At 69.2% G+C, this 24,456-nt stretch carries 23 protein-coding genes and 1 pseudogene; 12 read left to right on the top strand and 12 right to left on the bottom strand.

Going from position 1 to position 24,456, the window contains the following annotated elements:
- Positions 1–14 precede the first annotated feature (14 nt).
- Complete coding sequence (locus tag ACW4E8_RS29660) at positions 15–1,040, top strand: RNA-guided endonuclease InsQ/TnpB family protein (protein WP_456807769.1); 1,026 nt, start codon at positions 15–17, stop codon at positions 1,038–1,040.
- Here ACW4E8_RS29660 and ACW4E8_RS29655 read toward each other — a convergent pair.
- The 5 genes from ACW4E8_RS29655 to ACW4E8_RS29635 are packed head-to-tail and all read right to left on the bottom strand — an operon-like array spanning position 981 to position 7,540.
- Complete coding sequence (locus ACW4E8_RS29655; protein WP_456807849.1) at positions 981–3,458, bottom strand: MMPL family transporter; 2,478 nt, start codon at positions 3,456–3,458, stop codon at positions 981–983. The two genes, ACW4E8_RS29660 and ACW4E8_RS29655, sit on opposite strands and share 60 nt — an antisense overlap.
- Before the next feature lie 20 nt (positions 3,459–3,478).
- On the bottom strand, positions 3,479–4,096 hold the full coding sequence (locus ACW4E8_RS29650; protein ID WP_456807768.1) for a LolA-related protein: 618 nt from the start codon (positions 4,094–4,096) through the stop codon (positions 3,479–3,481).
- Positions 4,097–4,120: 24 nt separating this feature from the next.
- Complete coding sequence (locus ACW4E8_RS29645) at positions 4,121–5,095, bottom strand: LpxL/LpxP family acyltransferase (RefSeq protein ID WP_456807767.1); 975 nt, start codon at positions 5,093–5,095, stop codon at positions 4,121–4,123.
- Positions 5,089–6,807, bottom strand: coding sequence for an AMP-binding protein (locus tag ACW4E8_RS29640; RefSeq protein WP_456807766.1), 1,719 nt, complete (start codon positions 6,805–6,807; stop codon positions 5,089–5,091). Before ACW4E8_RS29640 ends, ACW4E8_RS29645 begins: the two co-directional genes overlap by 7 nt.
- A 49-nt stretch (positions 6,808–6,856) precedes the next feature.
- Entirely contained in the window at positions 6,857–7,540 is a 684-nt protein-coding gene (locus tag ACW4E8_RS29635) for an acyl carrier protein (protein ID WP_456807765.1), read from the bottom strand.
- Between the two features lie 318 nt (positions 7,541–7,858).
- Between ACW4E8_RS29635 and ACW4E8_RS29630 the strand changes: the two genes are divergently transcribed.
- Positions 7,859–8,119, top strand: coding sequence for a phosphopantetheine-binding protein (locus ACW4E8_RS29630; protein WP_456807764.1), 261 nt, complete (start codon positions 7,859–7,861; stop codon positions 8,117–8,119).
- Positions 8,120–8,176: 57 nt separating this feature from the next.
- A complete protein-coding gene (locus tag ACW4E8_RS29625; protein ID WP_456807763.1) occupies positions 8,177–9,031 on the top strand; it encodes a glycosyltransferase family 2 protein in 855 nt (284 codons plus the stop codon).
- A 77-nt stretch (positions 9,032–9,108) separates the two neighbouring features.
- Here the strand turns inward: ACW4E8_RS29625 and ACW4E8_RS29620 are convergent, their stop codons facing one another.
- The gene (locus ACW4E8_RS29620; protein ID WP_456807762.1) at positions 9,109–9,285 is read right to left on the bottom strand and encodes a glycine zipper 2TM domain-containing protein; all 177 of its coding nucleotides are present in this window, start codon (positions 9,283–9,285) and stop codon (positions 9,109–9,111) included.
- A 144-nt stretch (positions 9,286–9,429) separates the two neighbouring features.
- Positions 9,430–10,377 carry an NAD(P)-dependent oxidoreductase gene (locus ACW4E8_RS29615; protein WP_456807848.1) on the bottom strand — a complete coding sequence of 316 codons (948 nt, stop codon included), beginning with the start codon at positions 10,375–10,377 and terminating at the stop codon, positions 9,430–9,432.
- Positions 10,378–10,579: 202 nt separating this feature from the next.
- Here ACW4E8_RS29615 and ACW4E8_RS29610 point away from each other — a divergent pair, with 202 nt between their 5' ends.
- Positions 10,580–10,831 carry a helix-turn-helix domain-containing protein gene (locus tag ACW4E8_RS29610; protein WP_013953293.1) on the top strand — a complete coding sequence of 84 codons (252 nt, stop codon included), beginning with the start codon at positions 10,580–10,582 and terminating at the stop codon, positions 10,829–10,831.
- 2 nt (positions 10,832–10,833) lie between these two features.
- On the top strand, positions 10,834–12,189 hold the full coding sequence (locus tag ACW4E8_RS29605; protein ID WP_456807761.1) for a type II toxin-antitoxin system HipA family toxin: 1,356 nt from the start codon (positions 10,834–10,836) through the stop codon (positions 12,187–12,189).
- Positions 12,190–12,355: 166 nt separating this feature from the next.
- Here ACW4E8_RS29605 and ACW4E8_RS29600 read toward each other — a convergent pair.
- Positions 12,356–14,640, bottom strand: a pseudogene (locus ACW4E8_RS29600) (cation:proton antiporter).
- A complete protein-coding gene (locus ACW4E8_RS29595) occupies positions 14,637–15,575 on the bottom strand; it encodes a LysR family transcriptional regulator (RefSeq protein ID WP_456807760.1) in 939 nt (312 codons plus the stop codon). Before ACW4E8_RS29595 ends, ACW4E8_RS29600 begins: the two are co-directional and overlap by 4 nt.
- Before the next feature lie 137 nt (positions 15,576–15,712).
- Between ACW4E8_RS29595 and ACW4E8_RS29590 the strand changes: the two genes are divergently transcribed.
- The gene (locus ACW4E8_RS29590; protein WP_456807759.1) at positions 15,713–16,681 is read left to right on the top strand and encodes a 3-hydroxyacyl-CoA dehydrogenase family protein; all 969 of its coding nucleotides are present in this window, start codon (positions 15,713–15,715) and stop codon (positions 16,679–16,681) included.
- Positions 16,678–17,559 carry a 3-keto-5-aminohexanoate cleavage protein gene (locus ACW4E8_RS29585; RefSeq protein ID WP_456807758.1) on the top strand — a complete coding sequence of 294 codons (882 nt, stop codon included), beginning with the start codon at positions 16,678–16,680 and terminating at the stop codon, positions 17,557–17,559. Before ACW4E8_RS29590 ends, ACW4E8_RS29585 begins: the two co-directional genes overlap by 4 nt.
- Here the strand turns inward: ACW4E8_RS29585 and ACW4E8_RS29580 are convergent.
- A complete protein-coding gene (locus tag ACW4E8_RS29580; RefSeq protein WP_456807757.1) occupies positions 17,541–17,858 on the bottom strand; it encodes a hydroxyquinol 1,2-dioxygenase in 318 nt (105 codons plus the stop codon). The genes ACW4E8_RS29585 and ACW4E8_RS29580 overlap by 19 nt on opposite strands.
- Positions 17,859–18,130: 272 nt before the next feature.
- On the opposite strand from ACW4E8_RS29580, the gene ACW4E8_RS29575 reads away from it, so the two are divergent.
- Entirely contained in the window at positions 18,131–18,451 is a 321-nt protein-coding gene (locus ACW4E8_RS29575) for an H-NS family nucleoid-associated regulatory protein (protein ID WP_456807756.1), read from the top strand.
- A gap of 99 nt (positions 18,452–18,550) precedes the next feature.
- Here the strand turns inward: ACW4E8_RS29575 and ACW4E8_RS29570 are convergent, their stop codons facing one another.
- On the bottom strand, positions 18,551–18,994 hold the full coding sequence (locus ACW4E8_RS29570; protein ID WP_456807755.1) for a hypothetical protein: 444 nt from the start codon (positions 18,992–18,994) through the stop codon (positions 18,551–18,553).
- Between the two features lie 200 nt (positions 18,995–19,194).
- Here ACW4E8_RS29570 and ACW4E8_RS29565 point away from each other — a divergent pair, with 200 nt between their 5' ends.
- The 3 genes from ACW4E8_RS29565 (at position 19,195) to ACW4E8_RS29555 (ending at position 21,851) form a co-directional block, all read left to right on the top strand.
- A complete protein-coding gene (locus ACW4E8_RS29565) occupies positions 19,195–19,884 on the top strand; it encodes a heavy metal response regulator transcription factor (protein WP_013953285.1) in 690 nt (229 codons plus the stop codon).
- A complete protein-coding gene (locus ACW4E8_RS29560) occupies positions 19,881–21,338 on the top strand; it encodes a heavy metal sensor histidine kinase (RefSeq protein WP_456807754.1) in 1,458 nt (485 codons plus the stop codon). The genes ACW4E8_RS29565 and ACW4E8_RS29560 overlap by 4 nt, the downstream gene beginning before the upstream one ends.
- Before the next feature lie 102 nt (positions 21,339–21,440).
- Entirely contained in the window at positions 21,441–21,851 is a 411-nt protein-coding gene (locus ACW4E8_RS29555) for a VOC family protein (protein WP_013953282.1), read from the top strand.
- Between the two features lie 117 nt (positions 21,852–21,968).
- On the opposite strand, the gene ACW4E8_RS29550 is transcribed toward ACW4E8_RS29555, so the two are convergent.
- Positions 21,969–22,091 (bottom strand): hypothetical protein, encoded by a 123-nt coding sequence (locus ACW4E8_RS29550; RefSeq protein ID WP_456807753.1) that lies wholly within the window; start codon positions 22,089–22,091, stop codon positions 21,969–21,971.
- A gap of 138 nt (positions 22,092–22,229) precedes the next feature.
- On the opposite strand from ACW4E8_RS29550, the gene ACW4E8_RS29545 reads away from it, so the two are divergent.
- On the top strand, positions 22,230–24,335 hold the full coding sequence (locus ACW4E8_RS29545) for a heavy metal translocating P-type ATPase (protein ID WP_456807752.1): 2,106 nt from the start codon (positions 22,230–22,232) through the stop codon (positions 24,333–24,335).
- Positions 24,336–24,456: the final 121 nt, after the last annotated feature.

Here is a 24,456-nt window from a genome sequence, read left to right as displayed (position 1 = left end):
TCTATCGCTAGCGGGTGAAGTCGCTGAACGGCCTGCTCAATCAGCAGAGCCGCGCGGTGAACTACGTCTGGAACTTCTGCAATGACACGCAGAAGCACGCGCTCAAATGGGGCAAGAAGTGGCCCACGGGTTTCGATCTGAACGTGCTGACCACCGGCAGCAGCAAGGAACTCCGGATCCATTCCGGCACCGTCAACGCCGTTTGCGAGCAGTACGCCAAGTCGCGTAGCCAGCACCGCCGGCCGTACCTGCGCTATCGCGGCCGCAAGTCCCTCGGCTGGGTGCCGCTCAAGGGCCGGGATCTCAAGCGCTCGGGCGACGCATTCCGCTTTGCCGGCGCCACGTTTCGCGTGTTCAACTCCAGGCCCCTTCCCGAGGGCAAGATCAAAGACGGAACGAATTTCTCCCGCGATGCGCGAGGCAACTGGTTCCTGAACATCGTGATTGAAGTTGCCGACGCCCAGGCCCGCTCCCCGGCACGCGGCGTCGGCATCGATCTGGGCCTGAAGGACCTCGCCACACTCTCCACTGGCGAGAAAGTCGAGAATCCGCGTCACCTTGGCCAACTCGAGCAAGCCCTTGCCAAGGCGCAGCGGGCGCGCAAGAAACGACGGGCCACGAACCTCCACGCGCGCATCGCCAATGCGAGGCGCGACTTCCTGCACAAGCTCTCGCATCGCATCGTGCGGGACTTCGACTACATTGCGGTGGGGAATGTGAATGCCGCCGGCCTTGCCAGAACCAGCATGGCGAAGTCCGTCCTCGATGCGGGCTGGTCGTCCTTCCGCACAATGCTCGCGTACAAGGCGATTGCGCATGGCGCGTGGTACGAGGAAGTCGACGAACGTTTCACCACCCAGGTTTGTTCTTCGTGCGACGCGATGCCGCCGGAGAGGCCGAAAGGTATCGCAGACCTTGGAGTAAGGCAGTGGGTATGCAGTCGATGCGGTGCTGTACATGATCGCGATGTGAACGCTGCGCTAAATATTCTTGCCCGATCGGGACATCGATCGCCTGCAGAGGGAATCCCCTCTCTTTAGCGAGGGGAGGATGCAAGTTGCACTCCCGGCTGTGTCCGGCGCCGCGGGGCGCGCCAGGATCGCCGAAAACCACAGGGCCAGCACGGCACCGGGACCTACCGTCAGGCCGAAGGCCTTGAGCAGCGGCAGGCTCGACAACGCCAGCAGGCCGAAGGCGGCCACCGTGGTCAGGTTGGCCAGCAGCAGCGACACCAGTGTATGCGGTGAAGCGCCCGCCACCTGGCTGCCCGCCGCGGGGCCGTTGAAGAATAGCGCGTAATTGGAACCCACGGCCATCAGCAGCAGCAGGCCCACCAGGTGCAGCAGCGTCAGCGGCTGGCCGAGCGCTGCCAGCCCGCCCAGCACCACCAGCGCCGCCGCGGCCAGTGGCAGCACCGTGGCCACGACGCGCCGTGCCGAGCGCAGCGCCACGGCCAGCAGCACGATGATCGCCAGCAGGCCGGCCAGCGACAGCAGCAAGGCCTCGCGCAGGTAGCCGGTGTAGAGGCGGTCGGATTCGCCCTTGAGGTCGACGAACAGCGTGTCAGGAACGCCGGCCCGCGCGACCGCGGCCCGCACCGCGCTGGTGTCGACGCCGTCGGCCGCGCCGGTGCTTTGCGGGGTGTGGGCCGGTGCGCGCAGCGGCAGCGTGGCGCTCCAGCGCCCGTCGCGCTGCGCCAGCAACGCATCGACAGCCAGCGCCATCGATGTGCCGCGCAGGTCCTCGCGCCGCAGCAGCGCACCGGTGCGCGTCGCCTCGGCCTGCGCCAGGAACGGCGCGAACAATGACGCGCGCACCGGCTGCGTGGCGATGGCGGCGCGCAGGCGCTGCGCCAGCACGTCGGGCGGCGGCAGGCTGGCCTGGCGCTCGCGCTGGGTTGCCGCGCTGGGCAGGTAGCGCGCCGGGCTCTCGTAGCCGCCGATGAAATTCTGCGCCACCAGCGGATCCAGTTCACGTGCCACGCGCTCCGCGCCCTGTAGCACGGATTCCTGGTCCGGCCCGGACAGCACCACCAGGTAGCGCACGTCGGGCGCGCCAAGGTCCTCGCGCAAGCGCGTGTCGAGGGCCTGGTCGCTGGCCGACACCGGGCTCAGCGCCTGCAGCTCGCGGCCCCACAGCGTGCCACGGTGCATGGCCAGCACCGTGCCGGCTGCCACCACCAGCACGAGCACCAGCCAGCGCAGCCGGTGCGCGCGCGCCGCCAGCCACTGCAGCCGGCGGCCCAGCGGCGCCACGTCGCGCAGGTGCAGCGTGGCCGGCACCAGCTGCGGCAGCACGAAGCGCGTCACCAGCGCCGCGGTCGTCAGCCCGGCAATCGAATACAGCCCCAGCTGCGCCAGCCCCGGAAAGCCCGACAGCAGCAGCGAGGCAAAGCCGCAGACCGAGGTCAGCACGCCAAGGCGCACCGTCGGCCAGAAGCCGCCCAGCCAGGCACGCTCGTCGCGCCGGCCGTCGCGCGTGTACTGCGCGGACTGCACGAACAGGTAGATCGAATAGTCGACCGCCTCGCCGATCAGCGTGGTGCCGAAGCCCAGCGTCAGTCCGTGCACCGAGCCGCCGAAGCCCAGGCTGACCGCGGCAATGCCCGCCAGCGCGCCGCTCAGTACCGGCACCAGCCCCAGCACCAGCAGCGGCACCGAGCGGTAGACCAGCAGCAGCAGCGTGACGATGATGGCCACGCCGATGGTCGACAGGCGCTCCACATCATGGCGGATGGTGTCGCGTGCATTGACGGAAAACACGCCCGGCCCGGTCATCACCAGCTGGTACTGGCCAGCCGTCGCGGCCTTGGCAAAGGCCTCGCGCACGGCCCCGATGGCTTGTGCCTGCGCATCCGTGTCAGACCCCGCGGCGGCCGTCTGCGCCAGCAGCACCGCGCGCTTGCCGTCGCGCGACGCCCAGGCGCCGGCGTGCATGGGCACGCGCTGCCCGGCATCCAGCTGTGCCAGCATCGCGGCCACTTCGCCGGTGGGATCGCGCGGCAGCAGCGACTTGGTGAAGAGCCCGGCGGACGAGGCCAGCAGCTCGAACGATTCATTCAGCGCCTGCGCCAGGCCGCGTTCACTGAAGCGCTCCGGCGTGACCGCGGGGCTGAGCAGGTAGCGGTGCGCAAACACGTATTGGCGGTCTGCGGCCTGGTTGACCGGCTCGCCGTTCTGGATCGCCGTGAAGCGCGGGTCGCCGCGCAGCTGTGCCGCCATGGCACGCGATACCGCGGCCCGGCCATCGGCATCGCCGCCTTCGATCCCGACCAGGACCAGGCGCGATACCAGCCCGTCGCGCAGCTGGTTCACCAGCAATTGCTGCTCGGCGCTGGGCAGCCGCGGCAGGAAGGCCGAGAGGTCGGCCGTGAAGGTGGTGCGGCTGATGACAGCCGCGCAGGCGAGCATGGCGAAGATCCACAGTGCCAGCGCGAGCCGGCGCGTCGCTGGGCGCATCGTTGCGGGCGGCGCTGCGCTCATGGGCGGCCGGCAGGTCGGATCTTCATCACCGAGCGGTCGCCGTCGGCCTGCCGGATCTCGACGCGGTCGAGCGCATCCTGGCTGCCGTCGATGCGCACCTGGCTGACCACCGCGGCCATGCGCGAGTCCGCCGGTGTCAGCGTCAGCGTCCAGCGGCTGGCGCGGCCTTCCAGACCGAGCTTGTAGTAGCGCTCCAGCGTCTGGCGGTTGCCTGCCAGCGTGCCGCGGATGCTTTCGATAAAGGCGGCCACCTCGGGGTAGTTCTGCAGTGGCATGGTGTAGCGCTTGCCGTCGCGCTCGACCGTCAGCATGTCGCCGTCGAGCACCATGTTCTCGGCCTTGGGCGACAGTGTGCGCTTCTCCAGGTGGTCGGGCGCCGTGAACAGCAGTTCGCCGGACGACTGCACCGGCTTGTCGAGTATCGCCAGGTACTTGGTCTCAGTGAACAGCACGCGCCCCGACTTGCGTTGCGCCAGCGTGGACATCAGCTGGTCGACGCCAAACGTGGCGGCACCGTCGCGCGCGGCGGCACCGGACGGTGTGGCCAGCGCAAGCATGGCGCCGGCCAGCAGCATCGACAGCAGGAAGCGGAAAGGACGATTGGAAAGGAACATCAGGGGCTGCTCACGGCTCGCGGGTCATGGCTCGTTGCCCGGCGGCGGCTGTTCAGACAGCGGCGGGCCGGCGTGCCAGAAATCGTAGAAGTTGAACCAGTTGTACGGGGCACTGCGGCAGAACTGCTCCAGCAGGCGCACGTATTCCGCCAGCGCGGTCTGCACGGCGGCCTCGCGCTGGCCGCGTGCGGTTTCGGTGAAGTCGGCCAGCGGCACGAAGTGCACATCGTAGCGGTTGCCGCCGCGGTACAGGCCGGTGATGAAGAACACCGGCCGGCGCAGCATCGCCGCCATGCGCAGCGGGCCGGTCGGAAGGCCCGTCGGCGTGCCGAGGAAGCTGCACTGCTGCACCGGGTCGGTGGCGCGCTGCGACAGCGTGCGGTCGGCCAGCATGCCGATCATGTAGCCGCGGTCCAGGTAGTCGCGCACCCGCAGCATGGTGTCGAAGCGGCCCAGCGCGATCACGTCCTGGCGCATCGCCGGGTTGATCGACTGCAGTACATCGTTGAGCTTGCGCGCGTTTTCCTCATACATGGTGATCGCGACTTTCATGTCCGGGTGCCGCCGCCCGAGCGCGCGCACCACCTCGAAGCTGCCCAGGTGCGCACCCAGCAGGATTGCGCCGCGGCCGCGCGCCATCGCGGCTTCCAGCTGCGCCTCTCCGTGCAGGCGGATATCGAACAGGTCGAAGCGTCCGTTGAGCAGGTAGATGCGGTCATGGATGGTCGAGGCGAAGGTGAACACATGCCGGTAGCCATCGATCCAGTTGGCCTCGCGCCCGAGGGCGCGGTCCATGTAGGCGCGCGAGGCATGGCGTGCCGCCGGCGCGAACAGCATGAAGTACGCCGCAATCCCCCGCAGCACCACGCGCCCGACGGGGCGGCCGAGTGCCAGCGAGATCCACGTCATGACGCGCAGCAGCGTGATGCTGCCGCGCTCCTCGCGGCGGGACCATTCGGATTGCAGCGGCGGCTGCCGCTTCCACAGCCAGCTCAGCATGCCGATGCCCCCGCTTGCGGCGCGGCGCCGCGCACCTGCAGCGAGCCGCTGGCGACATCGCGTCCGGCGCTGCGCAGCGTGAAGCGGATACTCTCGCCGCCATCGGCCGCTGCGTCGGTCTGGTGGAGGATCTCCACGCGCTCGCCCGGGGCCACCGGGCTCAGGAACTTGATGGCGCCGGCCTGGGTGACGGCAAGGCGGCGGCCCAGCGCCGCGCCGAGTGCCAGCACCGCGTGGTCCAGCAGCACCACCCCCGGCACGATCGGATGGCCGGGAAAGTGGCCGGCGATGGCGGGGTGATCGGCGTCGATGACAAAGCCGGGCCTTGCCACGTTATCGCCGTGGTGCGCCCCGGCAAGCCGTGTGACCAGCGCCGCCAGGGCTTCGCGCGGCAGCTTGCCGGCGGCATTGCGCGGCAGGCTGTCGGCAAAGAGCAGCGGGCGCGGCAGGAAGGCCGGGTCGATGCGCGCGCGCAGCGCCTGCTGGAGCTGCGCCGGGGCAACGCCTGGCGCCACCGCCACTGCCACCAGCCGCACCACGTGGCCATGCGTGTCGCCTTCGTGCGCGTCATCGGGCATGAAGAATGCGCCGTCGCGCACGCCGTCGATGGCCGTGAGCTGGTGGTTCAGGTAACCCAGCGAGGTGCGCTTGCCGGCGATATTCAGCATGTCGGCCTTGCGGCCATGGAGCAGGAAGTGGCCGGCATCCAGCGGCGCGATGGCGTCGCCCAGCGACACCGGCTGTTCGATATGGCCGCCTTCGGCCCAGGCCTCGGTGTCGCCGCCGGCGCCCTGGCGTGCTTCCAGCCGCACGCCCGGCACCAGTGTCCAGGCATCGGCCTGCGCGGTGCGGCGCGTGGCGATCTGGCCGGTCTCGGTGCTGCCGTAGATCTCGCACAGGGGAGCGCCGAACAGGGTTTCGGTCTCGCCCGCCAGCTGGCGGCCAAGCGGGGCGGTCGCGCACAGCACCAGGTCTGCCGGCGGCATCGCCATGCCCGACTGCACCAGCGTGCGCAGGTGCACGGGCGAGCTGACCAGCGCACGCGGCGCCGGCACCGAGGCGAGGGCATCGCGCACGTCGGCCGGATAGAAAGCCGGGGCCGCCACCAGGGCCGCGCGGCCCTGCAGCACCAGCATGACCGTGGCTTCCAGCCCGAACATATGCTGTGGCGGCACCGTGCCTACCAGGGTCCAGGCACGCCCGTCCAGCAGGCCGAGCCGCTGTGCCGCGGCATGCGCGCACCGGGCCATGGCGCCCCAGGTCTTGCGGTGCGGCACCGGCGTGCCGGTCGAGCCTGACGTGAACACGTACGCCATGACCTGGGACGCGGCAATCTGCGGGATGTCGACTGGCCCGTCCGTGGCCGCGCCGCGCAGGCCGTCGTGAAAGTGGAACGCCGGCATGGCGAATGCCGCGTCAGGCTGGTCATGCAGGCAGAAGGCGTCCGGGGCAAAGTCGGCCAGCTGGCGAACCATCTCCGGCGTATGCGACGGCGGCAGCAGGGTGGCCTTGCCCGCCAGCAGCGCGGCGCACAGGCCGACGGTGAAGCGGTAGCGGTCGGTGCAGGCGTTGAATACGTGCTCGCCTGCCGGCAGCGCAGTGGCCAGGCTGGACGCATCGGCCAGGAACTGGCGCACGCTGACAGGCCGTCCGTGCGCCCAGGCGATGATGTCTTCGGGCGAGGCATGCGCGACGATCGGGAGCGTGGTCATGGGGTGGAGCCTGTGCCTGTTGCCAGTGTAGGGGCCGGGGTGCGGCGCATCAGCGCGGCAAACCGGGCCGGCCCGCACGGGCAGCCATGACTGCGCGATAGCCATGCACCGCGTCCAGCAGGCCGCCGTGGGCCATGCCCGGGAAAGCGATGCGGCGGCACACGGCTTCACCCACGAACATCAGCGCGATCAGCAGCGGTGTGGCCAGGTTGGCGAAGCTGGACCAGGTCGCCACCGGCGCGAGCACGAACAGCAGCGTCGATATACCCACCATCGCGGCAAAGAACAGCGTCCAGGCCTGGGTCACGCGCAGTGTGTAGCGCAGGTGCGCGGGGGGCAGCTGGCCATGGATTGCCGTCGCGATCTGCGTGCACAGTGGCGTGTGGCCGGGGCGCAGGCTCAGCGCGAACATCACGCCCAGCGCGGCGTTGATGCCGGCGTGCTGCAGGAAATAGGTCCAGCCGAAATGCGTGGCCAGCGGCATGCGCCAGATCCACAGGGCGGCGCAGGCTGCCAGCAAGGCCGCCAGTGCGGGCAGGCGCCCCCCGGCGCGGCGGCAGGCAAGGAAGCCGATCAGCAGGAACGGCGCCGCCCCGAGCCACAGGGCGGCGACTTCGGCACCCGGTTGGTGTGCCGCACGGTGCAGGGCGGATTCATAGGCGACAAAGGCGGCCACCGCGGCAATCCAGCCATGGCGCCGGCCTGCCGGCACGGCATCCTGCCGCACAGGCATGGCCGGCGCGGCGGGCGTGGAGGGGCGGTCGAATTGCTGGCTCGATGGCATCTGCGAGGGTATATTGTGTGTAGCGTAAGTCGCTTGGCGCACGGCGTTGCCGGAAATGGTGCCGCATGGTGCGCGAAGCGAACGCTTTATACCCCAAAAGACCCGCCCAACGTGGTGATGATTCCCAAAAGGGCTACCTTTGTTGTTACTAAACTTCTCTCAACTGGCTGGGATTTGCCCCTTTTGATAGCATCGGTTGCCCTGCCGTGCGGACTGGACAACCTTGCCCGGACCCATGCCGCAGCGGCGTTCCAGCCACCTAGCGACATGACCGAACTTGAAACCGAACTTGCCCGCCTGATCATCGACGAACTCGACATTGCCGAGTTGCGGCTGGAGGACATCCATGCCGCCACGCCGCTCTATGGCGAAGGCTTCGGGCTGGATTCCATCGACATCCTCGAGATCGCACTGCTGGTGTCGCGCAAGTACGGCGTCGAACTGCGTTCGGACAACCCCGACAACAAGACCATCTTTGCCTCGCTGGGCAGCCTGGCCATCTATCTGGCGGAACACCGCACGCGCTAGCCCGGCACGCCGCACTCACCCTTTCCCCCTTTCCCAAAGCCAGGACCGGAGCACGACATGCCGCAGCAAGCCATGCCCGGGCCCGCGCTGGTGGCCGGCGGCAGCGCCTGCCCCATGGGTGGCGCCGAGCCGTCCGCCACGCACCTGGTGCTGATCCCCAGCTATAACCCCGGCGTGCGCCTGCATGAAGTGCTGCACGCGGCGCGCGCCGCCTGGACGCCAGTCTGGGTGGTCGTGGACGGCAGCACCGATGGCAGTGACCAGTGGCTGCTGGCGCAGGCGGCCACCGATCCCGGGCTGCGCGTACTGGTGCAGCCGCACAACCAGGGCAAGGGCACCGCGGTGCTGCATGGCATCGACGCGGCCGCCGCGGCTGGCTTTACCCATGTGCTGGTGATGGATTCGGACGGGCAGCATCCTGCACACCTGATTCCGCAGTTCATGGCGATATCGCAGCGCAACCCTGGCGCCATGGTGCTGGGCCGGCCCGTCTTCGACGCCAGCGCACCGCGCGAGCGGGTCTACTGGCGGCGCATGTCCAACTTCTGGGCGGATGTCGAGACGCTCTGGGCAGGCATCGGGGATTCCTTGTACGGCTTTCGCGTCTACCCGATCGCGCCGCTGCGCGCCGTCATGCGCGAGAGCCGCTGGATGCGGCGCTTCGACTTCGACCCGGAAGTGGCGGTGCGCCTGTGCTGGCGCGGCGTGCGCCCCATCAATGCCGATGCGCCGGTGCGCTACTTCGGCCAGCGCGAGGGTGGGGTATCGCACTTCCGCTATCTGCGCGACAACCTGTTGCTGACCGGCATGCACCTGCGGCTGCTGGCCGGCTTCGTGCTGCGGCTGCCTGTGCTGGTGTGGCAGCGGCTGCGGCGGGCGACCGGCGGCGCGTCGTCCAGGCCGAAAGCCTGAACGGCAATCCCGCAAAACAAGCAGAAAGGCCGCGCGAAGCGGCCTTTCTGCTTGGTGGGCCAGGGGCCAGGGTTTGCTTACTTGCCCAGTTCGTGACCAATCACGCCGCCCACCACGGCACCGCCGATGGTCCCGGCGGCGCTGCCGTCAGTCAGCTCGTGTCCGGCCACGCCGCCGGCCACCGCGCCTACCGCCGTACAGCCGGCCAGCGCCATGCTTGCACTTACCAGGAGCGCGCTTGCGAGTTTCCACATGATGGTCTCCTGCATCGTTGCCGGGCCAGTTGCAGGCAACCGGCCCCATGTGTCCAGCTTAGGCCCGTGCCGGGCAGGGGCCTCTCCGAGACGCGCCGATTGCGCTGTAGGAATCGGACGACGGCAGGTGGCGCAGGGGTGGCGTCAGGCGTCCCTGGCGTGCTGGCGCAGGCGCTTGACCAGCGAGGAGGTGTCGGCGCGGCCGCAGCCCATCTGCTGCAGGTCGGCATAGAACTGGTCGACCAGTGCCGTCACCGGCAGGCCGGCGCCGTTGCGGCGCGCCTCGTCCAAGCACAGGCCCAGGTCCTTGCGCATCCAGTCCACCGCGAAGCCGAAGTCGAACTTGTTGTCGATCATGGTGGGGCCGCGGTTCTCGAGCTGCCATGAGCCGGCCGCGCCCTTGCTGATGACGTCCAGCACCAGGCGCATGTCCAGCCCGGCGCGCTCGCCAAAGGCGATGGCCTCGGACAGGCCCTGGATCAGCCCGGCGATGCTGATCTGGTTGACCATCTTGGCCAGTTGCCCGGCACCGGATTCGCCAATGCGCGTGACGGCGCGTGCGTAGGCGGCAATGACCGGCTCTGCGCGCGCATAGGCGTCGGCATCGCCGCCGCACATGATGGTCAGGATGCCTTTCTCTGCGCCGACTTCGCCGCCGGAGACCGGGCCGTCGACAAAGTGCAGGCCGTGCTCGTGCGCGGCGGCGTAGAGTTCGCGCGCCACGTTGGCGCTGGCGGTGGTGTGGTCCACGAAGATGCAGCCGCTGGGCGCGCTGAAGAAGGCGCCGTCATGCCCGGCCAGCACCGCGCGCAGGTCGTCGTCGTTGCCCACGCAGGAGCAGACCACCTGCGCATCGCGCACGGCCTGTGCCGGCGTGGGCGCCGCTTTGCCGCCGAACTTCTCGACCCAGGCCTGCGCCTTGGCGGCGGTGCGGTTGTACACGGTGACCTCGTGCCCCTTGGTGGCGAGGTGGCCGGCCATGTGGAAACCCATGACGCCCAGTCCGAGAAATGCGACACGCATGCTGCTGCTCCGTTGCTTGTATGTTTGGGATCGGTGAGGCGCGGCCCCGTTTGCGTGATGCCACGCCAGGGCGCTGCGCCGGCGGGGCGGCTGGGCCGCCTCCGGCCCCAGAGTATACGGGGGCGCTGGCGCGGGGGACAGATACAGAGCCTGGCACGATGTTAGCCATGGCATCGTTAAAATCAAAATACCTATGACATGGGTATTTGAAAAATACCCATGCTATCGCTAAAATAGAAATACCTATCATATTGGTATTCCATTCGACGCGATGAAGCAAATCGTCTCTACTCCATGGCAGCTTGGCCAGATCCTGCAGGCAGCGCGCAAGGCGGCCGGTCTGAATCAGACCGAGGCTGCCGCGCGGCTGAATATCAGCCAGAGCCGGATGTCGCACATGGAACTGAACCCCGACAGCATCAGCGTCGACCAACTGCTGGCGCTGGTCGGCGCGCTCGGCCTGGAGTTGGTGGTCCAGGACCGGGCCACGGGAGCCGCCGAGGTGTCCGAGGTGGCGTGGTAATCATGGCGGCACGCAGGTCACGTACGTCGGCGCTGTCGGTCTGGGCCAACGGGCAGCGCGTGGGCACCTGGCGCCAGCCGTCCGGTACCGGGATGGAACTGGAATACGACGAGGATTGGATCCGCTCTGAAGCCGGGCGGCCCCTGTCGCTGTCGCTCGGGTATGGCCTGGGCAACCGGCGCGTGGTACGTGGCGATGCCGTGCGCAACTACTTCGACAACCTGTTGCCGGACAGCGAGGCCATCCGGCGCCGGTTGGCGCTGCGCTTCCAGACCGGCTCGGTAGAAGCCTTCGAGTTGCTCGCCGCCATCGGCCGCGATTGCGTGGGCGCGGTGCAGATCCTGGGCGAAGACGAAGCGCCTGCGGGCATCGACCGGATCGAAGGCGAACCGCTATCGGACGAGCAGATCGAGCGCTGGCTGGAGGATATCGTCGCCACCCCCGCGCTTGGGCGGCATGAGCACGACGACGACTTCCGCATCTCCATCGCCGGCGCGCAGGAGAAGACTGCGCTGCTGCGCCATGACGGCCAATGGCTGCGGCCGCACGGCGCCACGCCGACCACGCATATCTTCAAGCTGCCGCTGGGCCTGGTGGGCAACCGCAGGGCCGACCTGAGCACCTCGGTGGAAAACGAATGGCTGTGCCTGAAGATCCTTGCCGCCTATGGCTTGCCGGTGGCCGATTGCGAGATGCTGACGTTCGGCCGCCGCAAGGTGCTGAGCGTCACGCGTTTCGACCGCCAGCCTCATCCGTCAGGCAATTGGCTGCTGCGGCTGCTGCAGGAAGATTTCTGCCAGGTGTTCGGCCTCAGCCCGCTGCAGAAATACGAGGCCGATGGCGGGCCCGGCATGATCGAGATCGCCACGGTGCTGCGCAACTCAGTGGCCCAGGCCGATGATCTGCAGACGCTGCTGGCCGCGCAGCTGCTGTTTTGGCTGCTTGCCGCGCCGGACGGGCACGCCAAGAACTTCAGCATCCGCCTGCTGGCCGGCGGGCGCTACCGCATGACGCCGCTGTACGACGTGATGTCGATCTGGCCGGTGGTGGGCCAGGGCGCCAACCAGTTCTCCTGGCACAAGGCCAAGCTGGCCATGGCGGTCGCCGGCCGCAGCCGGCACTACGGTCTGCGCGATATCCAGCGCCGCCATTTCAATGCGATGGCACCGCGCTGCTTTCTGGGTGCCGATGCCGAGGCGCTGATCGGGCGCATTATCGCGCGGACCCCGGCGGTGATCGCCGAGGTCGGCGTAGCACTGCCTGCGGGTTTTCCGCAGAAGGTGGCAGACACGATCCTGGAGGGTTTGCGAACATCGGTGCAGCGGCTGGGGGAGATGCCGGCGCAGGTGGAGGGGTGAGCCCCAGGGGAGGCTTTGCCGCCGGAGCTGTCCGCCGCGCACATCACCACAAGGTCAGAACCCGCCTACGCCAGCTTCCGTCCTTGTCCTATCCCTTGCGCATCGCGTGCTGCCTACATTGAAGCCAGGTTGCACCACCGCAAGGAGCCGACTCATGTCATTCGCGCTATACATTATCGGCCTGCTGATCCTGGTTGCCGGCATTGCCTGGGGTATGGAAACGGCTGGCCTCGCGCCCGTCTATATCGGTATTGCCTGCCTGATCGTGCTTGGCATCGGCATCATGGCGGCGGTCTCGCGTACCCGTACCAGGGACCCCTCCTGAGGGTTGCGGGCCCGGCGCCGTGCCGGGCCCGCCCTTGTTTTCCGTGACGCCGCGCAGCGGCGGGCGCACCAGGTTGGCTTGCCAGGCCTGCTGGATCACCTGGGCGATCTGGTTGAACGCTTCCTTGGAAATCACGGCTTCCTCGCGCATGGTTTCCAGTGACAGCCGGCCCTTGCGCAACGCGAACAGCATCAGCAGCCGCCGTTCCAGCGCCACGGTGTAGTCGCTGAACTTGGCGCGCATCTCGGCCAGGCCTTCTTCGGCCGCCTTGGTGCGGTCTTCCAGCACGCCGTCGAGCACCGTTGCCATGCGCGCGCCGAACACCGGCGTGAGCATCGAGCGGTTGTAGCGGCGCAGGCGGTCCAGCACGGTCTGGCGGCAGATCAGCAGCTCGAACCGGTCAGCCAGTGCGCGCGCCAGGGGGCGGTCGAGCGACAGCGGTGCAGGAACAGCGCCACGCGAAAGCCCAGGTGATAGTCCAGGATATGCCGTGCGGCCCGGTTGTAGCCGATGCGGCCCTGTTCGCGCGCCGCGTCGATCATTTGCGAGGTGTTGCGCATCATCGCGTCCAGGTTGGCCACCGAGATCACGCCGTCGCCGTATTCGGGGATCAGCTCGCGCTCGCGCGTGGCCAGCGTGACCAGGCCGATGGTCAGGCGGTCGCGTTCGGACAGGGCGGTGTCAAAGTCGAACTCGGCCGAGCCCAGTTCAATGCCGTGCCGGTATTTTTGCGCGGCATCGCGCGCGGCGGCCGGAGGCAGGTCGAACGAGTCGGCCACGCGCGTCAGCATGGCTTCGACCTCCTCGGTGGAAAGGTGGATCGCCTGCTGCTGCAGCGCGCGTTCCTGCGGCGACAGCTGGTCCAGGCCCAACCGGTGGATCAGGCTGCGCAGCGTGGTGCCGTTGAGCAGCAGGCTTACCAGCACGAAGCCGGTGGCCAGGATGGCGACGAAATGGCGCGTTTCGTAGGGCAGGTGGTCGTTCTCGGCGATGCCCAGCGCCAGCACCAGCGTGACGGCGCCGCGCAGGCCGCCCCAGGCGATGGCCAGCTTGAAGGCGCCGTTGATCGGCGCGCTCAGGCGCAGCCAGGACAGCAGCGGCAGCAGCCCGAACAGCGTCACCAGGCGCGCGGCCAGTGCGGCGGCCACCAGTGCCAGCAGCAGCCATCCGTGATGCGTGGTCACGCCCGCCAGCATGGAGGGCACGCGCACCGCGGCCAGCAGGAACACCACTGCCCCGGCGATGCCGGCGAACTGCTCCCAGATCATGCGCAGGTGGCGCCAGTTCGGCGGGTTCAGCCGCGTGGGCCCGAGTGCGCTGACCATCAGGCCGGCGCACACCACTGCCACCACGCCGGAGACCCCCAGCAGTTGTTCGGCCAGCAGGTAGAGCGGGTAGGGCAGCGCCAGCGTCAGCGCGCTCTCGGCCATGGCCAGGCCGGCCAGGCGCGGCAGCAGGTCCGACACCAGCCGCCCGGCCAGCGCGCCGCAGACCACGCCGCCAACGAAGGACCAGGCCAGCTCACGCAGGCCCGCGGCCAGCGTTGCCTGCGCGCCATGGCCGGTCAGCATCGCCACCAGCACGCCGACGATGGCGATGGCAGCGGCGTCATTGAGCAGGCTTTCGCCCTCCACCAGCCGGATCAGCCTGGCCGGCGCGCCCACGTCGCGGAAGATCGCGATCACCGCGGCCGGGTCGGTGGTGGCCACCACCGCGCCCAGCAGCAGGCAGACCGCCAGCGGCATGCCGCTGGCCGCCGCCGTGGCCACGCCGATCATGCCGGTGGCCACCACTACGGCAACCACCGCCAGCAGCAGGATCGGGGCCGCGTCCGGCAGCATGCTGCGCACGTCGGCGGTCAGTGCCGCGTGGAACAGCAGCGGCGGCAGGAAGATCCACAGGTAGGCCTCGGGCGGCAGCGCGGGGTCGATCAGCGGGTGCAGGAAATGCCGGGCGAAGTCAGGGTGGGCCGCATCGATGGCGACGTAGCCCGCGCCGATGGCGATGCCGATGGCCGACAGCAGGGTGGACTCAGGCAACACCAGCCGCGCGGCGGCCACCTGTACCACGGCGACGATGGCCAGCAGCGCGCCGGCCAGGATCAGGACATTGACGATGATGCTCATGCGCCGGCCTCCGTGTCCGCAGTGTCATGGACGGGCGGAATCGCCAGCTGCGCGCGCACCGCCGCCGCCAGTTCGGCAGCCGCCGGCGACAGGCTGCGGTTGCGCGAGGTCACCAGCCCGATCGAGCGCTCGGTCACCGGCGCGGTCAGCAGGCGCTCGACAATGCCGGGCTGGCGCACCGTGCCGGCCGCGATCTCGGGCAGCGCGGCCACGCCGAAGCCGCATTCGACCATGGCCGCGATGGTGGCCAGGCGCTCGGCCTCGAACACCGGCTGGAAGCGGATGCGGTTCTGCAGGAAGGCCCATTCCGCGTACTGGCGCACGCTGCTCGGGTGCGTCATCGACACATGCGGCGCGCTGGCCGTATCCGCCCAGCGCAGCGGCCCGGGGCTGCGCGCCAGCGGGTGCGCCGACGGGATCAGCAGCACGAAGCGGTCCGACAGCAGCGGCTCATACTGCAGGTCCGCCTGTTGCGGGTCGGCGGCGGTCAGCGCGAAATCCACGTCGCCGGCGCGCACCAGGTCGAAGGCCGGGCCGGAGAGGGTATCGAACACCTTCAGTGCCACCTCCGGGCGCGTCTGGTGGTAGGCCATCAGCACGCGCGGCAGCATGCGCGCCGCCAGCGAGGGCAGCGCCGCCACCGCAACCTGGCCGCGCTCGGCGCTGGCAATGCCGGTCACGGCGTCGATGGCGCCGCGGAACGCCGCTTGCAGCAGCGCGGCCTGCTGCATGAAGACCTGGCCGGCTGCGGTCAGGCGCACGGTGCGGGTGGTGCGGTCGAACAGGCGCACGCCGAGGGATTCCTCGATGCGCAGGATCTGCGTGGACAGGGCGGATTGCGACAGGTGCAGCTGGCTGGCGGCCTGGCGGAAGTTCAGCGTGCGGCCAAGCACCAGCGTGGTTTCGATGTCGCGCATCGACAGGTTGATTTTCATAGGCGGCAGCCGGTCGGCGGTGTCTGATGCCGGCCGGGTCATGCGATTGATCTGATTTATGGATCATTTTATCCAGAAAATCGACTTCTTCAATCAAAGCAAGTTCTCTACACTGCCGGGATTCCTGGGAGAACCTAATGTCGAACCCGACCGCTCCGGTCATCCTGAGCCGCCCCGGCGCCGCGCACGCGGTGGTGGTGGGCGGCGGCACCATGGGCGCCGATGTTGCCGTGGTGCTGACCCGCGCGCTGTGCCGCACCACCGTGGTCGAGCCTGACGCCGGCCGCGCCGGCGCCCTGCCGGGGCGCGTGCGCGGCAACCTGGCCGCGATCGGCCGTGAACAAGGCGCGGAGCGCCTGGCGGTGGCCGCGACGCTGGATGCGGTGGACTGGTCCACCGTGGACCTGGTGATCGAGTGCATCCCGGAACGGCTAGACCTGAAGCAGGCGCTCTTTGCCGAGCTGGTGCGGCGCGCGCGGCCCGATACGGTGCTGGCCAGCAACAGCTCCAGCTTTCCGATCAGCGCCATCGGCGCGGGGCTCGACACGCGTGCGCGCATGCTGGGCCTGCACTTCTTCATGCCGGCACACCTGGTGCCGCTGGTGGAAGTGGTGATGGGCGATGGCAGCGACGAGGCCTGTGCCGACGCGCTGATCGCCTTCATGCGCCGCTGTGCGATGGTGCCGGTCAAGGTGCGCAAGGACCTGCCGGGCTTTCTTGCCAACCGGCTGCAGCATGCGCTGTCGCGCGAGGCCTTCAGCCTGATCGACCGCGGCATTGCCTCGCCGGAGGATGTCGATGCGGCGGTGCGCTTCGGCTTCGGCTTTCGCTTCCTGGCGGCCGGGCCGGTGCTGCAGCGCGACCACGCAGGCATCGACGTGCACGCGGCCGCCGGCGCCACCATGTACCCGACCTTCTGCAACGACGACCAGCCGGCGCGCTGCCTGTCCGAGCGCGCCGCCGACGGCCGCCACGGCATGAAGCGCGGCGAAGGCTTCTACCAGTGGACCCCCGAAACCATTGCCGCCGAACGCGCACGCTATGACAGCCTGCTGCGCGCCGGCCTGGCGCTGATCGCGCCTGAACTGCCCGAGATCGAGCCATGACCCAGACCCCTTCCCAAGCCCCTGTAGCCGCGGCCCGCGTGCCGCTGGCCGATGCGCCGCTGATCGTCACCGTGGCGCCCAATGGCGCCTACAAGCGCGCCAGCGACCATCCGGCAGTGCCGCTGACGGCCGCGGCACTGGCCGCTGAAGCGCGCGCCTGCCTGGATGCCGGCGCAGCCATGATGCACATGCATGTGCGCGATGCCGAGGGCCGCCACTCCCTCGACGTGCAGGCCTACCGCGACGCGCTGGCCGCGGTGAAGCAGGCCGTGGGCGAAGCGCTGCTGGTGCAGGTGACGAGCGAGGCCGCGGGCGTCTACCAGGCCGCGGAGCAGATGGCGATGGTGCGTGAGCTGCGGCCCGAAGCCGTTTCGGTGGGCCTGCGCGAAGTGGCCGTGCCGGAGATCCCGGACAGCGACCTGGCGGCGTTCTTCGCCTGGCTGGCGCGTGAGCGCGTGATGACGCAGGTGATCCTGTATGACGTGGCCGATGTGCGGCGCTGGCAGTCGATGCGTGAGCGCGGCATGGTGCCGCCGGGCGCATGGTCGGTGCTGTACGTGCTGGGGCGCTATGCCGCCGGGCAGGTGTCGTCGCCGCACGACCTGCTGCCGTTCCTGCAGGCCGCGGGCGAGTCCGGCGACGCGTTGCCATGGGCGATCTGCGCCTTCGGCCGCGAAGAGAATGCCTGCGTGACCGCGGCCGCGGCATTTGGCGGCCATGTGCGGGTGGGATTCGAGAACAACCTGCTGCTGCGCGACGGCAGCCGCGCACCCGGCAACCATGCGCTGGTGGCGCAGGCGGTGCAGGGCGGCCTGACGCTGGGCCGGCCGATTGCCGACGCGGCCGATGCGCGCCGCATCTACGGCGAGGTGCGCTGAGGCGCTTCCCGGCCGGGTCCCGTCAGGGCGCCGTCGCTGAAGCTGTCGCGCGGGCCGTTGGGGTTATGCGCGCCGTCGGTGAAGGGGCTGCGCGGACCCGTTGCGGCGTTCGCACCGTCCGTGAACGCGCTGCGGGTTTCGATGAGGCTGCGGGCGCCGTCGGTGAACGGGCTGCGGGTGCCGGTGGCGCTGTGCGCCCCGTCGCTGAACGGATCGACGTTGCGCGGTGCAGCCTGCGCAGTGCCGACCACGGCAGCAATAAGGGCGGTGGCCACAAAGACTTGCCTGAGTGCTTGCATGAGTCGCTTCTCCGTAAGGGTGCCGGCCCGGGGTGGGCGGCGGTGAAGCAAGTCTAGGCAGCGCGTGCCCACACGAGCATGACCGGCACATGACATTGCTGTCACTCGGCAGCGGGCGTGCGCGGCAAGCGCACGGCAATTGGCCGCGCGCTCATGAGGGAAAAGCAGCAGCGCCGGCAAAGGCTGTAGAATCACGGCTATCCGACCGGCTTGCGGTTCCATCGCCGGTTTTTCATTGCCCGCGGAAATGCAGCGGGCCTCTCACTAGAGTCATGTCCGAGTCTGATTCAGCCAAACTCGCTGCGGTGGCGTGGATCCGCGAGCAAATGGACCGTCATGCCCTGACGTTCGACGATCTCGTCGCCGCCGGGTGCTTTGATCATGTTGCCATCGACGCCGGGCAAGAGCCGGCGTCTGACGCCGCGCCAGCCGTGGCCCAGCTTATCCCGCCGGCCGCCCCCAAGGCTGCCGCTGCACGCCCGCTATACCGCAATGCGCTCGGCCAGAGCTGGGACGGGCAGGGCGAGTATCCAGACTGGCTGCAACGGGCCGTGAACGCCGGGCAGTCGATCGAATTCTTCCGCGTCGGATAAAAAGCGCAGGCGCGACAATTCGCCGCGCCTTGCCGGTGCCAACGGTATTCCGTAAAACAGAAAAGAAGCGATGCGGGCGCTGTGCCCGCTATGACGCGCTCAGCAGCGTGCGGGCAGCAGGCGTTCCAGCGGCAGGATGTCGGTGAATGCACCCGGCGTGGCCATTGGCGCCGCGTGCGCCCAATGCACCAGCACCTCCGCAGGCAGTTCGCGCAGCACGCCGGACGCGGCCGATGGCTGCGTCTCCAGCGGCGTGGCGCCCTGGCCGGTCGCCTGCGGCGCATCGGCATCGTGCAGTTGCAGCGGATGCCCGCTGCCGGAAGGCTCGGCCATCACCTGGACCGCGCTGCCGCGGCAGGTGCCCGGGCCGGTGCCGTCCAGCGCCGCTTCCGCCTCCATTTTTGCAGCCGCGTGCCGTTCCGGCAGCGACAGCCCAGCTGCCTGTACTGCGCTGCACACCGTGGCCACTGCCGCCGCGGCACCGGATACGGGCAGCGCAAGCATGGCGAGGGACAGCAGCAGGCAATTCGGCAGGCGTTTCATCGGCAGGGGGGCGGGCAGAATGGGGGCAAGGGCGGCGTAAGCCGGCATGACGCCGGTGGTGAGCGCGCATTTTACCGGGGTTTCCGCCTGCATTGCCCTGGCATGGCGATGACATTTCTGAAATCTTTGCCCATTGGCGGTCATCCTCGGCTAGCGTTACGCCATGGCGGCGCTGGTGCCGCCCGGAAAGTGATCGAATCATGCGTATCCTGATTGTCGAGGACGAACCCAAGGCGGGCGACTACCTGCACAAGGGCCTGACCGAATCCGGCTTCGTGGTGGACCTGGCGCGCGACGGCGCGGACGGCCTGGCCCATGCGCGCGAGCATCCCTATGACCTGATCGTGCTGGACGTGATGCTGCCGGGCCTGGATGGCTGGCAGGTGCTGCGCGAGCTGCGCCGCGAGCGCGATACCCCGGTGCTGTTCCTGACCGCGCGCGACGAGCTGTCGGACCGCCTCAAGGGGCTGGAGCTCGGCGCCGACGACTACATGGTCAAGCCCTTTGCCTTTGCCGAGCTGGTGCTGCGCATCCGCACCATCCTGCGGCGCGGCCCGCTGCGCGAGAGCGAGTTCATCGAAGTGGCCGACCTGCAGATCGACGCCATCCGCCGCCGCGTGGTGCGCGCCGGCCAGAAGATCGACCTGACCTCCAAGGAGTTTGCGCTGCTGTACCTGCTGGCGCGCCGGCGCGGCGAGGTGCTGTCGCGGTCGCTGATCGCCTCGCAGGTGTGGGACGTCAATTTCGACAGCAATACCAATGTGGTCGATGTCTCGATCCGGCGCCTGCGCGCCAAGGTCGACGATCCCTTCCCGCACAAGCTGATCCACACGCGGCGCGGCATGGGCTACGTGCTGGACGACAGTGAGGACCGGGGCCAGGACGCATGATGCGGCTGCCGTCTTCGCTCACCACGCGGCTGGCGCTGGCGTACGGGCTGGCCACGGCCGTGATCCTTGCCAGCGTGGCGGCCTACCTGTCCGGGGCACTGTCGGCGCAGCTGGAGGGGCGCGACGAAAGCGAGCTGGTCGGCGAGGTGCTGCTGGTGCGCCACCTGCTGCGCGAGGTGCGCAGCGAGGCCGAGATCCGCGCCGATACCCACCGCTTTGCCGATATTGCAATGGGCCATGAGGGGCTGATCTTGGTGGTGCGCTCACGCCAGGGCGAGCCGCTGGTCACGCTCAACCCGCGCAATGAATCCGTGCCGCCGCTGCGCGTGCTGCCTGCCACCGCGCAGCCAGAGAAGAGCATGTTGCAGACCTGGTACCCCAAGAATGGGGTGCCCTCGCGCGGCATTGCCGCGTTGGGCCAGCTGGGGGATTCGGACAAGGCCGTGGAGATCGTGGTGCTGCGCGATGCCGGCTACCGCGTGGCGCTGATCCGCGAATACCGCCACCAGGTGCTGTGGGCCACGCTGTGCGGCGCTGCCGTGGCGGCGGGGCTGGGCTTCGTGCTGGCGCGGCGCGGGCTGCGGCCGCTGCGGCGCATGGCTGCCGATGCCGCCGCGGTCACCACCAGCCGCCTTGCCACGCGGCTTGACGTGGGCAGCGCACCGGCCGAGCTGCGCGAGCTGGCGGCGGCCCTCAACGACATGCTGGCGCGGCTGCAGGACAGCTTCTCGCGGCTGTCCGAGTTCTCGGCGGACCTGGCGCATGATTTCCGCACGCCGATCAGCAACCTGATCGGCCAGACCCAGGTCACGCTGGCGCAGAGCCGCGGCGTGGCCGAGTATGAGGCGCTGCTCGAATCCAACCTGGAAGAGTACGAGCGCCTGGCGCGCATGATCGAGAACATGCTGTTCCTGGCGCGCGCCGACCATGCGCAGGTGGCGCTGGGCATCCGCACGCTGGACGCGCGCGAAGAACTGGACAAGATGGCCGAGTACTTCGAGGCCGTGGCCGCCGACCGCGATGTCGCGCTGGCGGTGAACGGTACGGCAATGGTGCAGGCCGACCAGACGCTGCTGCGCCGCGCGGTCACCAACCTGCTCGACAATGCGCTGCGCCATGCGCCGGCCGGCAGCACGGTGCAGCTCGACGTGGAGCGCGCCCCGGCGCCGGGCGGCGGCACGACCTGCATCCGCGTGACCAATGCCGGCCCGGCGATCCCGCCCGAGACGCTGCCGCATATCTTCGGGCGCTTCTACCGGGCCGATCCGTCGCGCCGCAACTCGGCGGCGTCGACCGGGCTGGGGCTGGCCATCGTCGACACCATCATGCGGCTGCATGGCGGCGGCGTGACGGTGCGCAGCCTTGCAGGCGAAACGATGTTCTCGCTGCAATTTCCCGCCGAGACATTGGCCACTGCCGCGCCACCTGCCCCGGCCCCCGCCGCGGTTTCCTGAATCCGGCCGGGCGCTTGCACCTGGCCGGCACGCGCGCATAATGGCGCGCGGGCGAACAGCCAATGCCATGCAGCCCGATCGACCATTCACAAGGAGAGCGACATGCAGGTGCAACCCTATCTGGATTTTGGCGGCCGTTTCGACGAGGCCGTGGCCTTCTACGGCAAGGTGCTGGGCGCGCAGGTCACGTTCGCGATGCGCTACAAGGATGCCCCGCCGAGCCCCGGCATGGAGGTTCCCGATGACTGGAAGGACAAGGTGATGCACGCCAATATCCAGTTCGGCGAGAACCAGGTGATGGCGTCCGACGGCCGGCGCGGCGAGCGCCCGGCGTTCAGCGGCTTCAGCCTGTCGGTGGGGGCGGTCAGCAAGGACGAGGGCCAGCGCATCTTCGACGGCCTGAGCGAAGGCGGCCAGGTCGTGGTGCCGTACCAGAAGACCTTCTGGGCCGAAGGCTTCGGCATGCTGGTGGACCGCTTCGGCATGTCCTGGATGGTCAACTGCGAGCACTGACCCGCCGCTGCGGCATGGCGCCGCGGTCGCTGCCATGCCGCTTGACTCTGTAGTCGCTACAGGGTCTTCAATGTCATCAGGTTAAACCAGCGGGAACAACAAGATATGGCTCGCACGTCACCTGAGGACGCACTTCCTCAAGATCACGCTGCCCACGCGCACGATGGCGCCGCCCACCGGCATGGCGGGCATGATCACGACCATCACCACCACGACCATGACCATGATCATCATGGGCATGGCCATGCCGAGGCCCGGCAAGCACCGGCGGCTTCCGCCTGCTGTGGCGGCGGCTGCTCGTCCACGGTTGCGCTGACGCCCGCCGCATCGGTCGACGTCCCCGCCGGCGCGCAGACCGCTGCATGGCGCATCGACGCGATGGACTGCCCGACCGAGGAAACGCTGATCCGCAGCAAGCTGGGCGGCATGGCGGGCGTGGCGGCGCTGGAGTTCAACCTGATCCAGCGGGTGCTGACGGTGCATCACACCTTGCCGTCGCCGGAGCCGGTGGCCAGGGCGATCGAGAGCCTGGGCATGCAGCCGGTGCCGCTGAGCACCGAGGCCGCGCAGCAAGTCTTGCCGCAATCCACGGCAAGCAAGCCCTGGTGGCCGCTGGCGCTGGCCGGCGTGGCCGCTTTGGGTGCCGAAGCGGCGGAGTGGCTGGGCCTGGGGTTGCCGTGGCTGCCTGCCGTGCTGGCACTGGCGGCAGTGGCGCTGGGCGGGCTGACCACCTACCGCAAGGGCTGGATCGCGCTGCGCAATGGCAACCTGAACATCAATGCCCTGATGAGCATTGCCGTCACCGGCGCACTGCTGCTGCGCCAGTGGCCGGAAGCGGCCATGGTGATGGTGCTGTTCGCGCTGGCCGAGCGCATCGAGGCGGCCTCGCTGGACCGGGCGCGCAATGCGATCCGCGGCTTGATGGCGATGGCGCCGGAACAGGCCACGGTGCGGCGCGCCGATGGCAGCTGGGACACCGTGCCCGCCGCTGGCGTTGCCGTGGGCGCGCTGGTGCGGCTGCGGCCGGGCGAGCGCGTCGCGCTTGACGGCAAGGTCGTGCGCGGCCAGTCGGCGCTGGACCAGGCGCCCATCACCGGCGAAAGCGTGCCGGTCGACAAGGCTGAGGGCGATGCGCTGTTCGCCGGCTCGATCAACCAGTCCGGCGAGCTGGAGTACAGCGTGACGGCGCCCGCCAGCGATTCCACGCTGGCCCGCATCATCCACGCGGTGGAGGCCGCGCAGGGCAGCCGTGCGCCCACGCAGCGCTTTGTCGACCAGTTCGCGCGCATCTACACGCCCACGGTGTTCGCGATTGCGCTGGCGGTCGCGGTGGTGCCGCCGCTGGCCATCGGCGGCGCCTGGGTCGACTGGATCTACAAGGCGCTGGTGCTGCTGGTGATCGCCTGCCCCTGCGCGCTGGTGATTTCCACGCCGGTGACCATCGTCAGCGGGCTGGCCGCGGCCGCGCGCCGCGGCATCCTGGTCAAGGGCGGGGTGTACCTGGAGCAGGGCCGGCACCTGGCCTGGGTGGCGCTGGACAAGACCGGCACGATCACGCACGGCAAGCCCGCGCAGACCAACCATGCGCTGCTGGCCGAGGACGCGCCGCAGGCACGCGCCATTGCTGCCAGCCTGGCGGCGCGCTCGGACCATCCGGTTTCGCGCGCGGTGGCCACGGCGGCCGCGGCCGACGGGATCGGCACGCTGCCGGTGGACGACTTCGAGGCGCTGGCGGGGCGCGGCACGCGCGGCAAGGTACAGGGCGTGGCGTACTGCCTGGGCAACCACCGCCTGGTGCATGAGATGGGTGCCTGCTCGCCGGCGCTGGAGGCGCGGCTCGAAGCGCTGGAGCGCGAGGGCAAGACCGTGGTGCTGCTGGCGCGCGTCGACGGCAACGGCGCCGCCACGGCCCTGGCGCTGTTCGCGGTGGCGGATACCGTGCGCGACACCAGCCGGCAGGCGATTGCAGAGCTGCATGAACTGGGCGTCAGGACGCTGATGCTGTCGGGCGACAATCCGCACACGGCGCAAGCCATTGCCGCGCAGGTCGGCATCGATGAGGCGCGCGGCAACCAGTTGCCGCAGGACAAGGCCGATGGCATTGCGGCGCTTGCCGGCGCCACCCACGCGCGCGGCGGCCGCATCGGCATGGTGGGCGACGGCATCAACGACGCACCGGCGCTGGCGCGTGCCGATATCGGCTTCGCCATGGGCGCAGCCGGCACCGACACCGCCATCGAGACGGCCGACGTGGCGCTGATGGACGATGACCTGCGCAAGATCCCGGCCTTTGTGCGCCTGTCGCGCCGCACCTCAAGCATCCTCACGCAGAACATCGCGCTGGCGCTCGGCATCAAGGCCGTGTTCCTGGTACTGACGGTGCTGGGGATGGGGACGATGTGGATGGCGGTGTTCGCCGATATGGGCGCGAGCCTGCTGGTGGTGTTCAACGGGCTGCGGGTGGGGGCGGAGCGGCGCGGCTAGCGCTTGCCGGCAGACGTCCTCCCGCTGGCGGTTTGCTCCCCTTATATGAACACCGCCCCGGATGCCAAGGTTTGGTTTAAGCGTTTTGGCGTGTTAGGTATCGGCTGCGGTCTTATATCCG

The organism is Cupriavidus sp. CP313 (assembly GCF_054072015.1).
The sequence above is the reverse complement of the archived record's forward strand: the minus strand, read 5'-3'. Positions and strand labels throughout refer to the sequence as shown.